Source organism: Selenomonas sp. CM52 (assembly GCF_000292955.1).
Lineage (GTDB): Bacteria > Bacillota > Negativicutes > Selenomonadales > Selenomonadaceae > Selenomonas.
The window spans coordinates 1-14,615 of record NZ_ALNM01000013.1 but is presented as its reverse complement, the minus strand read 5'-3'; the positions used below and the strand labels follow the sequence as shown (position 1 = coordinate 14,615).

Annotated in this window: 13 protein-coding genes and 1 riboswitch; all 13 genes read right to left on the bottom strand. The window is 62.0% G+C overall.

Annotated features, from left to right (window positions below):
- Window positions 1–3: 3 nt before the first annotated feature.
- Window positions 4–1,113 carry an undecaprenyldiphospho-muramoylpentapeptide beta-N-acetylglucosaminyltransferase gene (gene murG / locus HMPREF1153_RS02885; RefSeq protein ID WP_009645442.1) on the bottom strand — a complete coding sequence of 370 codons (1,110 nt, stop codon included), beginning with the start codon at window positions 1,111–1,113 and terminating at the stop codon, window positions 4–6.
- A gap of 45 nt (window positions 1,114–1,158) precedes the next feature.
- A complete protein-coding gene (gene murD, locus HMPREF1153_RS02880) occupies window positions 1,159–2,541 on the bottom strand; it encodes a UDP-N-acetylmuramoyl-L-alanine--D-glutamate ligase (protein WP_009645511.1) in 1,383 nt (460 codons plus the stop codon).
- A gap of 73 nt (window positions 2,542–2,614) precedes the next feature.
- Window positions 2,615–3,589, bottom strand: coding sequence for a phospho-N-acetylmuramoyl-pentapeptide-transferase (mraY, locus tag HMPREF1153_RS02875; RefSeq protein WP_009645481.1), 975 nt, complete (start codon window positions 3,587–3,589; stop codon window positions 2,615–2,617).
- The gene (locus HMPREF1153_RS13215) at window positions 3,586–6,492 is read right to left on the bottom strand and encodes a UDP-N-acetylmuramoyl-L-alanyl-D-glutamate--2,6-diaminopimelate ligase (RefSeq protein WP_369791794.1); all 2,907 of its coding nucleotides are present in this window, start codon (window positions 6,490–6,492) and stop codon (window positions 3,586–3,588) included. Before HMPREF1153_RS13215 ends, mraY begins: the two co-directional genes overlap by 4 nt.
- A gap of 22 nt (window positions 6,493–6,514) precedes the next feature.
- The gene (ftsL, locus tag HMPREF1153_RS02865; protein ID WP_009645447.1) at window positions 6,515–6,886 is read right to left on the bottom strand and encodes a cell division protein FtsL; all 372 of its coding nucleotides are present in this window, start codon (window positions 6,884–6,886) and stop codon (window positions 6,515–6,517) included.
- A gap of 84 nt (window positions 6,887–6,970) precedes the next feature.
- Window positions 6,971–7,906 (bottom strand): 16S rRNA (cytosine(1402)-N(4))-methyltransferase RsmH, encoded by a 936-nt coding sequence (gene rsmH / locus HMPREF1153_RS02860; protein ID WP_009645510.1) that lies wholly within the window; start codon window positions 7,904–7,906, stop codon window positions 6,971–6,973.
- 9 nt (window positions 7,907–7,915) lie between these two features.
- Entirely contained in the window at window positions 7,916–8,347 is a 432-nt protein-coding gene (gene mraZ / locus HMPREF1153_RS02855; protein ID WP_009645462.1) for a division/cell wall cluster transcriptional repressor MraZ, read from the bottom strand.
- A 245-nt stretch (window positions 8,348–8,592) separates the two neighbouring features.
- Window positions 8,593–9,399, bottom strand: a complete 807-nt coding sequence (locus HMPREF1153_RS02850; RefSeq protein ID WP_009645434.1) for a polysaccharide deacetylase family protein — start codon at window positions 9,397–9,399, stop codon at window positions 8,593–8,595.
- Between the two features lie 11 nt (window positions 9,400–9,410).
- Window positions 9,411–10,934 carry a flotillin family protein gene (locus HMPREF1153_RS02845; protein ID WP_037369664.1) on the bottom strand — a complete coding sequence of 508 codons (1,524 nt, stop codon included), beginning with the start codon at window positions 10,932–10,934 and terminating at the stop codon, window positions 9,411–9,413.
- 100 nt (window positions 10,935–11,034) lie between these two features.
- Window positions 11,035–11,694, bottom strand: coding sequence for a thiamine phosphate synthase (locus HMPREF1153_RS02840; protein ID WP_009645418.1), 660 nt, complete (start codon window positions 11,692–11,694; stop codon window positions 11,035–11,037).
- Window positions 11,687–12,943: a 2-iminoacetate synthase ThiH gene (gene thiH, locus HMPREF1153_RS02835; protein ID WP_009645479.1), complete on the bottom strand. Its 1,257-nt coding sequence runs from the start codon at window positions 12,941–12,943 to the stop codon at window positions 11,687–11,689. Before thiH ends, HMPREF1153_RS02840 begins: the two co-directional genes overlap by 8 nt.
- Window positions 12,940–13,737 carry a thiazole synthase gene (locus HMPREF1153_RS02830; RefSeq protein WP_009645470.1) on the bottom strand — a complete coding sequence of 266 codons (798 nt, stop codon included), beginning with the start codon at window positions 13,735–13,737 and terminating at the stop codon, window positions 12,940–12,942. The genes thiH and HMPREF1153_RS02830 overlap by 4 nt, the downstream gene beginning before the upstream one ends.
- An 87-nt stretch (window positions 13,738–13,824) precedes the next feature.
- Window positions 13,825–14,019 carry a sulfur carrier protein ThiS gene (thiS, locus tag HMPREF1153_RS02825; protein WP_009645463.1) on the bottom strand — a complete coding sequence of 65 codons (195 nt, stop codon included), beginning with the start codon at window positions 14,017–14,019 and terminating at the stop codon, window positions 13,825–13,827.
- Between the two features lie 50 nt (window positions 14,020–14,069).
- Window positions 14,070–14,174: riboswitch (TPP riboswitch) on the bottom strand.
- Between the last annotated feature and the right edge of the window lie 441 nt (window positions 14,175–14,615).

Below are 14,615 nucleotides of genomic sequence, written 5' to 3'. Positions count from 1 at the left end.
CTCCTAATCCTTCGCAATCTCCAGCACGAGATCGGCAATCTCATCGGCCGCCTCGGGGCGGCCGAGCGCACGGCTCGCCTGCGCCATGCGGCGGAGCTTTCCTTCTTCCGACAAAAGCTCGCCGAGTAGCGCCGAAAGCGTCTTGTCCGTGAGATCGCGATCCAAGATTACGCGCGCCGCGCCCGCTCGCTCCAAGGCGCGTGCATTGTACTCCTGATGGTTCTCCGCCGCGTACGGATACGGCACCAAGATCGCGGGCACACCGCGTGCCGTAAGTTCGGCAAGCCCCGTCGCACCTGCGCGGAAGACGGCGAGATCCGCCATCGCCATCGCCTCGGGCATATTGTAGAGGTAAGGCTCGACCTTGATGTGCGGCGCGGCGGCGAGATCCACGCCCGCTTCCTCCAGACGGCGCATGACGTCCTCATACTCGCCCCTTCCCGTGACGAGAAGGAACTGCACCTTGGAATACTTCTGCGCCGCCTGCAGGACGCCGACCATCGCGCGGTCGATGCTCCTCGCGCCGCGGCTGCCGCCCGAGACGAGCACCGTGCGCTTTGCCGCATCGAAACCGAACGTTTCGAACGCCTTCTCGCGGCTCGCCGTCATGACCTCGCGGCGGATGGGATTTCCCGTAAAGACCGCCTTCTTGCGCGGGAAGCGGCACAGAGCCTCTTCCGTGCCGACGGCGATCTTCGTCACGAACTTCGACAAGATCTTGTTCGTCACGCCGGGCACGACGTTCTGCTCCTGAATGAGTGTCGGCACATGCGCGAGGCTTGCCGCCATGAGGATCGGCCCGCAGACGTAGCCGCCCGTGCCGATCACGACGTCGGGGCGGAAGCGGCGCACGATGGCCGCCGCCTCCGCAACGCCGTGCATGGCGCGTCCGAGCCGCACGATGTTCGCGGGCGAGAAACTGCGCTTGAGCCCCTCGATATCGACGGTTTCAAAGGGGATACCTTCCTTCGGTATGATGTCGGCTTCCAGGCCTTTCTGCGTGCCGACGTAGAGAAATTCCGCCGTGCGCTCCTTCTTGGCGAGAGCGCTCACGAGAGTCAGCGCCGGATATATGTGGCCGCCCGTACCGCCGCCCGAAACGATGATCTTCATGCCAGTTCCCCTTTGCCTTCCATTTCTGCGTCTTCCTGCAAACTCCTATGTCAGCTCGCGTGCCAAGCGCTTGAACACCTCGCCGCGCTCCTCGAAGCCGTCGAACATGTCGAAGCTCGCGCACGCGGGCGACAAGAGCACGACGGCAGGCGGCTTCGCGAGACGCCGCGCGATGTAGACCGCCGTCTTCATCGAGTACGCGGCGTCGTGGATGTGCGCGGCGGGAAATCCCGCTGCGCGCGCGGCTTCGGCGAAGCGAACGGCGGCGTCGCCGACGAGGATCAGTTCCGTGCAGCGCTCCGAAACGAGATGCATGAAGTCCGTCAGATCCGTCATCTTGTCGTCGCCGCCCGCAATCAGCACGATGCCGTTCGAGAAGGATTCGAGCGCCTTGATCGCCGAGTCCGTATTCGTCGCCTTGGAATCGTTGTACCAGGCGACGCCCGCGAGATCGAGAAAATGCTCGATGCGGTGCTCGACGCCCTTGAAGGAGCGCAGCACGCGGCGGATCGCCTCAGCCTCGACGCCCGCGAGGTGCGCCATCGCCGCCGCCGCGAGCGCGTTCTCGACGTTGTGCGCCCCCTTGATGCCAAGCTCCGCCGTCGTCACGAGCGCGATCTCCTCGCCGCCCCGGCGCAGGACGAGCTTGTCGCCCAGGAGCAAAGCGCCCTCTTCGAGCGCCTCCCTGCGGCTGAAGAAAAATACGGGGCACGCGGCACGCTCCTGCATCGAGCGCGTCCTCTCGTCGTCGTAGTTCAGGACGAGCCAATCGCCTGTTGCCATTTCGCGGAAAAGCCGCTCCTTCATCGCCTGATAGACTTCCATCGAACCGTGGCGCTTGATGTGGTCGGGCGTCACGTTGAGGACGGCGGCGACCTTCGGACGGAAGTGCTCCGTCGCCTCCATCTGGTAGCTCGAAATCTCGGCGGCGACCGCGCCGCCCTCGCCCGCCTCCAGCACCGCTTCTGACAGCGGATAGCCGATATTGCCGCCGACGCGCGTCTTCTCCTTGCCGAACTTCTCGGCGAGCAGCAGCCCCAGGAGCATCGTCGTCGTCGTCTTGCCGTTCGTCCCCGTCACGGCGAAGATCGGCGACTTGGCAAGTGCCGCCGCCAATTCCACTTCGCTCGTGATGCGGATGCCGCGCCGCTTCGCCTCCTCGGCGAGCGGGATGGCGATGGGAACGGCGGGCGAGAGCACGAGAAGATCGCAGCCGTCCAGGAGCGCGGCTTCCTGTGCGCCGAAGATCAGCCCGATGCCGAGTGCGCGAAGCTCCGAGACGTCTTCTTTGATCGCCGCCTCGTCCTTCGCATCGGAAAGCGTGACCTTCGCGCCGAGCCTCTTGAGAACCTTCGCCGCCGCAAAGCCGCTGATCCCGGCGCCGATGACGAGAACCTTCTTTCCTTTGAAATCCGTATCGAGATGCAATATGCTTCCTCCTCGCTTTATCTCTTCCCCGCAGCCGAGGGAGGCGTCCCAAGATGTCAGACGTCTGCCTGCGTCAATATGCAAGCCATGCGCCGAGCGCCGCAAAGACTGCGCCGACGAGCCAAAACGTATGGACGACGCGCGTCTCCTGCCACCCCTTTAGCTCGAAGTGGTGATGAATCGGACTCATGAGGAAGACGCGTTTTCCCGTCGTCTTGAAGGAGATGACCTGGATGATGACGGAAAGCGCCTCGGCGACGAAGACGATGCCGATGACGGCGAGCAAAATTTCCGTATGCGTGAGAATGCCGAGCGCGGCGACCGCGCCGCCGAGCGCCAAGGATCCCGTATCGCCCATGAAGACGCGAGCCGGATGATGATTGAAGCGCAAAAAGGCGCACGAAGCGCCCGCAATCGCCGCCGCGAACACGGCAAGCCCCGTCGCGCTGAAGGCGAGCGCGACCGCCATGTAGGCGAGCGCGGCGACCGTGACCGTGCCCGCCGCGAGCCCGTCGAGGCCGTCCGTGAGGTTCACGGCGTTGCTCGTGCCGACGAGCACGAAGAGCACGAGCGGATAGTAGAAGAGTCCGATGTCAAGCTCCGCGTGTACGAGCGGCAGCCAGACCGTCGTCGCAATGCCGAGTTCGTGCTGTGCGAAAAAAATGACGACGACGGCGATGACGATCTGCCCCAAGAGCTTCTGCCGCGCCTTGAGGCCAAGGTTGCGCTTCTTCACGACCTTGATGTAGTCATCGAGGAAGCCGAGCGCGAAGTGCCCGAGCATCACGAAGAGCGCGAGCCATACGCCCGCCGTCAAGGGCGCGGCGGCAAGCGTCGCGAGCGTGATGGCGGCGATGATCATGATGCCGCCCATCGTCGGCGTGCCGCTCTTCGCCTGATGGCTCTTTGGCCCTTCCTCGCGTATGCTCTGCCCGAACTTCAACTTGTGCAGCTCGGGAATCACGAAGGGGCCGGCCGCGAGCACGAGGACGGCGGCGAGCGCCGCCGCTCCTGCAAGAGAAAGCGCCGTCGTATTCACATCCATCATTTGCCTGCCTCCAGCGCCTTCTTCAACAGGGGGATGATCTCATCCATCTTCATGCCGCGCGAGCCTTTGAAGAGCACGGCGTCACCCGGCTGCAGGATCTCTTTGAGCCTTGCCGCCGCCGCTTCGTGCGACGCCATGCGCTCGACGAGCGGCACGCCGCCCGCCTTTGCGGCCTCTGCGATGAAGCGGCTCTCCTCGCCGCGCGAGAGGACGGCGGCAAAGCCCAGATGCGCCGCCTCCTCGCCCACGCTCGCGTGGCCGCTCTTCGACGCGCTGCCGAGTTCGAGCATGTCGCCGAGAACGGCGATCTTCCTGCCCGCGAACATCTCGGCGAGCGTCTTCAAGGACGCGCGTGTCGATGCAGGACTCGCATTGTAGGCGTCGTTGACGAAGGTGTATGCGCCGCACTTTTCGACAGCGAAGCGCATCTTCTGCGCAGGCGGCACGGCGAGTCCGCGCCGAACATCCACGAGCGAAAGGCCGAGCACGCGGGCCGCAGCGATGGCGGCGAGCGCATTCGACACGTTGTGTCGACCGGGCATCGGCAGGAAGAGCTCGTGCCGTTCCAGTCGCCCGCGCTCGTTTTTCCATTCCAGCATGAATCTCATGCCGCCCTCGGCCTTGCCGACGGCGACGGCACGCACATCGGCACTGCGCGAAAGCCCGAAGGTCACGACGCGCACGCCCGCCTTCGCCTTCTCGCGCATCACGAGGACGCGCGCATCGTCGGCGTTCAGTATGACCGTGCCGCCCGGCTCCACAGCTTCGACAAGCTCCGCCTTCGCCCTCGCGATGTTCTCGATCGAGCCGAGAAGCTCCATGTGCACCTCGCCGACGTTCGTCACGATGGCGACGGTCGGCGCGGCGAGCGGCGCGAGCGCGGCGATCTGCCCGAGTCCTCTCATGCCGATCTCGACGACAGCCGCCTCGTGCGCGGCGCGAAGGCCAAGGAGCGTTAGCGGCAGGCCGATCTCGTTGTTGTAGTTCGCCGCCGTCTTCTGCACAAGAAGGCGTGCGCCGAGCACGGCGGCCGTCAAATCTTTGGTCGTCGTCTTGCCGTTCGAACCCGTGATGGCGACGACGGGGATGGAAAACTTCCTGCGCCACGCGGCGGCAATCTGCTGATAGGCGAGCAGGGTGTCCTTCGCCTTGAGCACGACGCCCGTCTTCGGCAGCTTCGCCTCGGGCGTATCAGACGCTACGAGCACGCCTGCCGCGCCCTTTTCGACCGCCTGCGCCGCGAAGTCCGCGCCATCAAAGCGCTCGCCTCGAAGCGCGACGAAGAGCGATCCCGCCGCAATCTTTCGCGTATCCGTCACGATGTCGGAAAACATGATGTCCGCCGCCGTGCGCACGGCTTCAGCCTCCGCCGCACGCTCGACGTCGGCGAGCGAAAAGCGCATTGCATAGCTTTGCTCCCGCGCGGCGACGGCCTCGCGTGCGACTTCCTTGTCGTCGAAGTGGATCGTCTTGTCCTTCAAGATCTGGTAATTCTCGTGCCCCTTGCCCGCGATGATGACGATGTCGTCCTTTTCGGCGAGCGCCACGGCGCGCACGATCGCCGTGCGGCGGTCGGCGATCTTTTCATGGCGCTTGTCGCCAATCTTCTCGAGCACGCCGACCTCGACCTCATCGAGGATGCGCGCGGGATCTTCCGTGCGCGGGTTGTCCGAAGTCACAAGCACGACATCGGAAAGCGCCGCCGCAATGCGTCCCATGATCGGCCGCTTCGTGCGGTCACGGTCGCCGCCGCAGCCGAACACCGTAAGGATGCGTCCTGCCGTAATCTCCCGCGCCGTATTCAGGATGTTCTCCAAGCCGTCAGGCGTATGCGCATAGTCGACGATGATGGAGAACGCCTGCCCTGCATCGACGAGTTCGAAGCGCCCAGGCACGCTCTTGAAAGCTTCGAGCGCCCTCTTGATCGCCTCGGGCGCGATCCTTTCCGCGAGCGCCGCGCCGACGGCGCTCATGACGTTGTAGACATTGAAGATTCCCGTGACGCCGAGCGAAAGATCCATCCTGCCGAAAGCGCCTGTAAGCGTCAGCTCCATGCCCCGCGCATGGACGCGGATATTCTCGGCGCGAAGGGCAGCTTCCTTCTTCACGGCATACGTGAGATGCGCACACTTCGCATGGGCGAGCATCGTCTCGCCCGCCGCATCGTCGATGTTGACGATAGCCGTCTTGCCCGCCTTCGCGCCCTTGCGGCTCACAAGGTCGAAAAGGCGCGCTTTCGCGCGCTTGTAGTTTTCGAGCGTCTTATGGTAGTCGAGATGATCCTGCGTGAGATTCGTGAATACCGCCGTATCGAATTCGATGCCCGCCACGCGGTTCTGATCGAGCGCATGCGAAGAAACCTCCATGACGACGAAATCCATGCCGCGCCGCGCCATATAGGCGAGCGTTCGCTCCAGGACGACGACGTCGGGCGTCGTATTGTGAATCGGCAGAACCTCATCCTCGACGAGGATCTGAATCGTGCCGATGAGTCCGACCTTGTACCCCGCCTCGCGCAGGATGGCACGCGTCATGTAACTCGTCGTCGTCTTGCCGTTCGTGCCCGTGATGCCGATGATGCGCATCTTTCGCGACGGGTAGTCATGGAAAAACGGCACGATGACCTCAAGCGCCGCCGCAAGATTCGGCACGCGAAGAACCGCCGCCGCACCCTCGGGAATCTCAATCCCACGCTCCGTCAGAATCGCGCACGCGCCCTTCTCGACCGCCTGCGCGATGAAGGAATGACCGTCGACATGCAGCCCCTCGATGGCGACGAAGAGCGTCCCCTCCGTCACCTCGCGCGAATCGTGCACGATGTCCGCGATCTTCGCAGCTGCATCTCCCTTGATTTCAGCGCCCTCGACGAGCGCCGCCAACTCGGCAAGCGTCTTCATTGCCATCCCTCCATGAAATTTATCGGATCTATTCCTTCGCACCTGTCGCAAAATAGACCGTCTTCGGCGTGCTCATGCCGAGCTTTTCCGTCGCGATGCGGCGCACGCGCTCGGGCGATTTCATCTGCGCGATCTCGATCTTCAGATGCTCATTTTCCTTTTCGAGCGTTTCCGCCTGCTGCTGGATCTTCACGAGATCGTAGCCGCGGCTCGCCGTGATGCCGCTTCGGATCGTCACCGCCATCGCCATGATGCAGACCAGCGCGAGCAGCAAGAAGCAGCGGGAGCGCAGATGCGTGTTGAGCGTCGGCCGCCTCTTAGGAGGCGGCGCAGGCTTCTCGATCCGCTGCGGCTGCAGCTCCTCCTCATAATACTCATACTCCCTTTGTCTTGCGAGCATCTGTCGATCCCTCCTTGATAGCGGTGCTGCCGCTTCCTGCGACCTCCGCCTGCTTCCTCATACGCCCTACCGAAGAGCGGCTTCCTATAATTTCTCAGCCACGCGCAATTTCGCGCTCTTGGCGCGTGGATTCTCTGCAGATTCTGCAGCGCTCGGCTTCTGCGCCTTGCCCAAGAGCTTGACCTTGGGCTCGTGACCGCAAACGCAGACGGGAAGTCCGGGCGGGCAGATGCAGCCGCGTGCAAGTTCCTTGAATGCCTGCTTGACGATGCGATCTTCGAGCGAGTGGAACGTGAGGATGGCGATCCTGCCGCCGGGCGCGAGCGCGTGCACCGCATTCTCAACGCTTGCCTGCAGGATGCCGAGTTCGTCATTCACCTCGATGCGGATCGCCTGGAAGATGCGCTTCGCCGGATGGCCGCCCGCCGCGCGGCGCACGCTCTTGGGCACGGCGCGGCATACGATGTCGACGAGTTCGCCCGTCGTCTCGATGGGCTTTCCCTGCCGCGCCGCTGCGATAAATGCGGCGATGCGCTTCGCCCAGCGTTCCTCGCCGTAGTCGCGGAAGATACGCCAAAGCTCCGCCTCGTCATATTCGTTGACGACCTCGTGCGCCGACAGGAGGCGCGACGTGTCCATGCGCATGTCGAGCGGCGCGTCCTGCATGTAGGAAAAGCCGCGCTCTGCCGTATCGATCTGATGCGACGACACGCCGAGGTCGAAGAGTACGCCGTCGACAGATGTGACGCCGAGACTTTGCAGAACCGAGTCGAGCGCCCGGAAATTCGAGCGCACGACGTCGACGCGGCACGAGACGCCGGCAAGCCGCTCCTTCGCCGCTCGGATCGCCGCCTCGTCCTGATCGAGTCCGATGAGCCGTCCTGCGGGAAAGAGCCTGTCAGCGATGCGCCGCGCGTGACCCGCGCCACCCAGCGTACAGTCGACGTAAGTGCCCGCAGGCTTCACGGCGAGAGCCGCCAGAGTCTCCTCCGGCATCACGCTCGTATGGCGAAACTCCATGCACTCACCTCAAATCCCGAGATCCGTCAGCGTCTCCGCGATCTTCGTGACCATCGGATTCACCTCGGCGTTGTAAGCATCCCAAGCCGTGCGGCTCCAGATCTCGGCGCGCGTCATGACGCCGTTCAGGACGACGTCCTTCTTGAGACTCGCATAGGCGCGCAGGTTCGCAGGCACGAGGAAGCGTCCTTGCCTGTCCAATTCCAGCTTGCGTGCGCCCGCAAAGAAGAAGCGGGCAAAGGCGCGAGCCTCGGGCTTCGACATCGGCAGCGCCTTGAGCTTTGCCGACAGCCGCTCCCATTCCTCCTCGCCGTAGAGAAAGAGGCAGTTGTCAAGCCCCTTCGTGATGACAAACGAGCTGCCGAGCTCCGGGCGAAAATCCACAGGCAGGATCACGCGCCCCTTCGCGTCGATCGTATGCGTGTATTCGCCCATCAACATCTCGCTTGCCACCTCCTTCACCAGTGCTCTCTATATTAAACCACATTTCCCCACTTTTCGCCACTTCATTGTCTAGTTTTAATTCTTTCTTTCCCCTCTTTTTCCTGCCTCTCTCTTTCATTTTTTTCCTCATGCGCCCATTTGCCGCAAAAAATAAAGAGAAAGCACCCCCTTTACCAAAGACAAGGGACTGCTTTCCCACAAACATATTTTCTTTTTTAGGCAAGAAGAAGCCGCGCTTTTCCCTACCGCTTCTGCCAGCCGGAATGCTCGAAAACCGGCAAATAGCGCAGACGCTTCTGAAACGATCCTTCCGTATTTTCCGTATGGAAGATCGGCACGCGGTCGATCGCATAGAGATTGCTCGCGCGATCCGCGTTGCCGTAGCGCACGGTGAACGCCATCTTGTAGCCCGCTTCCTTCACGAGATTCGCGATGTGCAGGTTGTACGCGCCCCCCGGGTAGGCGAAGCATGTGACCGTCTTGCCCAGCTTCTCCTCGATCATGCGCTTCGAGGCGGAAAGCTCCTCCTTGACTTCATCATCCGTGAGGCTCGTCAAGGCGCGGTGCGTCATCGTGTGCCCCTCGATGGAAAAGCCGTTCTGTTCCATCTCGCGCAGCTGCTCCCACGTCAGATAGCCCTTCTTCTTTCCCACCATCTCCGTGACGACGAGGATCGTCGCCTTGAAGCCGTACTTCTTGAGAATCGGGTACGCCTTCTCATAGTTGTCTACATAGCCGTCGTCAAATGTAATCATCACGGGCTTTTCAGGCAAATCGCCTGCTCCCGTCAATGCGCCGTAAAGCTCTTCAGGCGTGATCGACTGGAAGCCGTTCTTCTTGAGCCACGCCATCTGGCGATCAAAGTCCTTCGGTGCGACGGCGAGTGAATGATTCATGTCGTTGACCATGTGGTAGTTCAGAATGCGCACCTTCGCCCCCTGCTCGACTTCCTGCGCGATACGCGCATTAATATCTCCCGTACCCGCCGCCAGAAGCAGCGCAAAGGACAGCACGAAGAGCGGCAGAAACCGCCGCAGAAATTTTGTCATCTCTTTCCTCCTCAGTCGCGAATCGCATTGGCAATCGTCGCCGCCTTGACGGCAGCCGCCTTTATAGCATCAGCATCCGCCCCCGTGACGTTGACATTCTTCGTGACCTTCGCCTCGTAGCTCTCGCCGCGCACGATGTCCGCGAGGTCGATGCCCGTCGCCGCCTTGACCGTCTGAAACGTCTTCGCCATGACGAGCGGCACGTTATCTGCCATCGGCTCGACCGCAGAGGCGCTGCTGCCGCCGATGATGGATACATTGCCGATGCGCTCAAGCGGCTTTGCCACTTCCGAAGCGATCTGCGGCAGAATCTCAACGATCATCTGCGCCATAGCCGCCTTGCCGTATTTCTTCAGCGCTTCCGCCTTGCGATCCATCGCAGCGGCTTCCGCCTCGCCTTTCGCCTGGATTGCGGCAGCTTCAGCCTCGCCCTGCGCCTTGATTCCTGCCGCTTCCTGCTCTGCCGCATAGCGCGAGGCCTCCGCCTCAGCCTTCTTCGCCTCCGCCTTGCGCTGCGTTTCATAGAGCGCGGCTTCCGCTTCACGCTGACGCTTGGCAAGATCGGCAGCCGCCTTCTGCTCGACGGCATACTTTTCTGCGTCCGCCTGCTTCTGAATCTGCGCCGCAAGCTCCTGCTCACGCACGGACACCTGCTGCTTCTTCAGCTCCTGCTCACGCTCCGCCTTCGCGATCTGCGCGTTGACCGTAGCGGCCTGAACGGATTTCTGCTGCTCCTGCGCCTGAATTTCGTAGGCTGCATCCGCCTCCGCGCGCTTGATATCAGACGCCCGCTTAAGCTCCGCCTGCCGGATGGCAAGATCGGTCTGCCTCTGGGCAATCTCTAGATCCGCCTCGACCTGCGCATCGTTCGCTTCCTTCTGTGCCTGCGCCTTGGCCACAGCGACATCGCGCTCCGCCTCGGCACGTGAGATGGCCGCGCGTTTCTTGATTCGCGCCGTGTTGTCCGCACCGAGGTCGACGATGAGACCATTGTTGTCCGTGACATTCTGTATGTTGCAGGAAATGATCTCGATGCCGAGCTTCTTCATATCCTGCGCCGCCTTGTTGACCACCTGATCGGAGAAGCTGTCACGATCCGTATTGATGGCTTCCAGCGTCAACGTGCCGATGATCTCGCGCATGTTGCCCTCAAGGGAATCCTGCAGATCCTTCGCGATCTGTTCCCCCGTGAAGTTCAGGAAGTTCCGTGCTGCAAGCTGCACGCTCTCCTCGTCGCGTCCGACCATGACCTTGGCAACAGCATCGACATTCACATTGATGTAATCGTTCGTCGGCACGGGCGTCTCCGTCTTGATGTCCACAGAAATCTGCCCGAGGAAAAGCTTGTCCATGCGCTCAAAGAAAGGGATGCGCGCCCCGCCCCGCCCGATGAGGATACGCGGGCGCTTCTTGATGCCGGAAATAATGAGTGCCGTCGACGGCGAAGCCTTCACATAGCCGCCCACTAAAATCGCCAAGAGCGCGACGACCAACACAACGGCGCCAACAATTCCTCCGATAAATAAGATTCCCATACACTTCGCGACGCATCGCACAGGCAAGGCGCCGCTTTCACCTCCTTGAAAGCAGCACAAAAGGATACGGCGGGAAAGGACATCGTCCTCTCCCGCCCTTCTATTTTATTGTACCATGAACCTTCAAGAACTCAAGCCCCAAAGGTACAGCGCGGATCGAATAAATGCACCGCATCAGCTCCGACATCATGCAGCAGCCCGCCGCGCCGGCTTCGATACAAGCGTCGAGCTTGTCCATGCCGATGCCGCCGAGCGCGAATACGGGGAGCGGCGACGCCTTGCAGACGGCGGCGAGGGCGGCCGTGCCGAGAGGGGCAACACCCGGCTTGCACGCCGTGGCGAAGATGGGGCTGAGCGTCGCGTAGTCTGCGCCAAGGGCGGAGGCTTCGGCAAGCTCGGAGGCGGAGTGTGCCGATGCGCCGACGAGCTGCACAGCGCCCACTTGCGGCTCTGATCGCCGCCCGCTCGCTGCTCGCCATTCGCGCAGGGCGTCAAGCGGCAGATGGAGGCCATCCGCGCCGAGTTCTGACATCATGCCGAGCGCAATCCGACCGTGCGCGAGACACTTCTTGCCACCCTTATGCGCGATGCGAGCGACCTGCACGAAAAGCTGCCGATACTCCTTCGCGCTCAAGTCCTTTTCGCGCACGATGAGCCAGTCCACCATCTCCATCGCCGCGACGCACTCGATCTGCGCGAGGAAATCGCCCTCGACCAGATGGCGATTCGTGATGCACGCGATGATTCTTCCCCTATACATAGACGTAATCGTTCAGCACGGGCTGCAGTCCGCCGCGCGAAAGCCCTGCGTACATCTCAGCGAGCGAGCGTGCGTCGGCGATTTCAAACTGCTCGTCGCCCGCCGCCCGCGCTTTCTTTCCCTCGTACTTCTCCTCGTGGTCGCCGATGCCCGTCGAGACGCCCGCCGACACCTTCGTCGCCGCGATCTTCACGATGCCGTCGCGAAAGCTCGCCGACTCGCGCGAGGAGACCGTGACGCCGACGTAGGGCAGGAAGATGCGGTAGGCGCATAGCACCTGGCAAAGCTCCCTTTCATGCACGTCGCGCGGATTGATTCCCGCGTTGTTGACGATGGGGCGAAGCCTTGGACAGGAGAGCGAGTATTCGACGTGCGGATATTTGCGCTGCAGGAAGTAGACGTGCAGCGCCGTCGCCAGGGCGTCGCGCCGAAAGTCGGCGAGTCCCAGAAGAGCTGAGAAGCCGACGCCCCTCATGCCGCCGAGGATGGCGCGTTCCTGCGCCTCGAAGCGATAGGGAAAGACGCGCTTTCGGCCCGCGAGGTGAAGCTCCTCGTAGCGCGTGGCGTCATACGTCTCCTGAAACACCGTCACATAGTCCGCGCCGCACTCGTGCAGATAGCGATAGTCCGCCGTATTCACGGGATAGATTTCGAGTCCGACATTGCGGAAATGCCGCCGCGCCAGGCGGCACGCCTCGCCGATGTAGGCGATGTCGCTCATCGCGGGGCTTTCGCCCGTCAACAGCAAGATCTCCTCGATGCCCGACGCCGCGATGACCTCCATCTCGCGTGCGATCTCCGCCTCTGTGAGCCTTCGGCGCACGATGTCGTTGTAGCGGTTGAAGCCGCAGTAAATGCAGTAATTATCGCAGTAATTCGCGATGTAAAGCGGCGTGAATACGTAGACCGTGTTGCCGAAGTGACGCCCCGTCTCCTGCTGGGCACGCCTCGCCATGCGCTCCAAAAAGGGCGCGGCGGCAGGAGCAAGGAGCGCCGCGAAGTCCTCGATGCTGCACCGCTCGTGCGCGAGAGCACGCTCGACGTCGGCGGCGCTGTAAGCGGCAGGATCGTACTCCGCTGCCGCAGAAAGCACCTTTTCGCGCACATCGGAATCAATCCGCTCCATATCGCTCGCATACGTCATGACGTCCGTGCGGCTCGTCGGATCGTTTTCGAGGCGGTGCTTCCTTTCGAGCGTCGCGCCGCTCAAGCGCACCGAATCTATGAAGTAGCTTGCATCTTCTCTCATCTCGTCGCCTCTCCCTCGTGCAGAAACCCCGTCAGCGGATCGGAAGCAGACGCGCCGCGCTCCAAGACGCGGCCAAGCCCCGCAAGATACGCCGCGCGCCCCGCCTCGATCGCCGACTTGAACGCCCCCGCCATCCGCGCCACGTCGCCCGCCGTCGCGATCGCCGTGTTCGCCATGACGGCGGCGGCACCAAGTTCCATCGCCTCGCACGCTTCCGACGGCCTGCCGATGCCCGCATCGACGATGATCGGCACGTCGATCTCCTCGACGAGAATCTTGATGAACGCCTTCGCCTGCAGGCCCTGATTCGAGCCGATGGGAGCGGCGAGCGGCATGACCGCCGCCGCTCCCGCCGCCTCAAGGGCGCGTGCCGCATAGAGGTCGGGAAACATGTACGGCAGGACGGTGAATCCCTCGGCGGCGAGCAGTTTCGTCGCGCGAACCGTCTCCTCGTTGTCCGGCAGAAGATACTTCGCGTCGCGCATGATCTCCACCTTGACGAAGTCGCCGCAGCCAAGCTCGCGCGCCATGCGTGCGATGCGCACGGCTTCTTCTGCCGTGCGTGCGCCCGACGTGTTCGGCAGGAGCGTCACATGCTCAGGAATGTAATCGAGGATGCTCTGCCCTTCGCGCGTATTCGTGCGCCGCACGGCGAGCGTCACCATTTCCGCGCCCGCATTTTCCACGGCGGCGCGGATGAGTTCGAGCGAATACTTGCCCGAGCCGAGAATGAAGCGCGAGCGGAACATTTTGCCGCCAAGCTTCAACATGTCTTCCTCTTGCTTCTTTTCCATACGATTTCCCCCTTCACCCTCCCTTTGGGAGAAGCCTTCCCTCCATCGACAGCGCACCCACGCAGAAGTACGATGCGCCTCATCGCCTCAGCCGCCGCCGACGAAGCTCACGATCTCCACGACGTCGCCCGCCGCAAGCCGCACCGATGCATACGTCGCTCGCGGCACGATCTCGCCGTTTCTCTCGACGGCGATGCGTGCGGGCACATAGCCGGCTTCTCGCAGATAGTCCAAGAGCATCCTGCCGTCCGCCGCAGCGTCCTCGCCGTTGATCTTCACCATCTTCATCCCTCCCAAAAAGAAAACCGCACACGCCAAAGTGGTGTATGCGGTCAGAATCGCCCTCTATTCCCTACGTTGGCATGATCCAAATCAGGTTTCGGGTCGGAGCGAAAAGCTCCCTCTCAGCCCATTCGTGGACTCCCCTTTTGCAATATTCATTATAGCGCAGTTGTGGAAAAATGCAAGGAAAATTCTCCCTAAGGCAGCAAGGCCTTAAGGAAACGCTGATAAAATGAGGTCGCCCAGATTTGCACAGATGCGCTGTATCTATCGAGGAGACAAACCACAGGCGTAGCAGTGCTACGTCGAGGATTTGTCGACGACGAGAGGACAGCGCAGATGTGTGAAGATGGGTGGCTGAATTTATCAGTGGTTCCTATTACAATAGATTTATAGATCAGGGAAGCGGTACGCGACCGCTCCTTGTCTACCTCATTACCTAAGCTGTAGAATGAGAGTGCATTGGTCTGACGCGTGATTCCTGGAACATTACGTCCGCAATTAAGTCCGTCATCCATCCTCCCATTCCCAGCAGTTCGTTTTATGCAGGTAGAACTGCGCTTCTGCACGTTCGTGTCAACCCTCAATAGATCGAA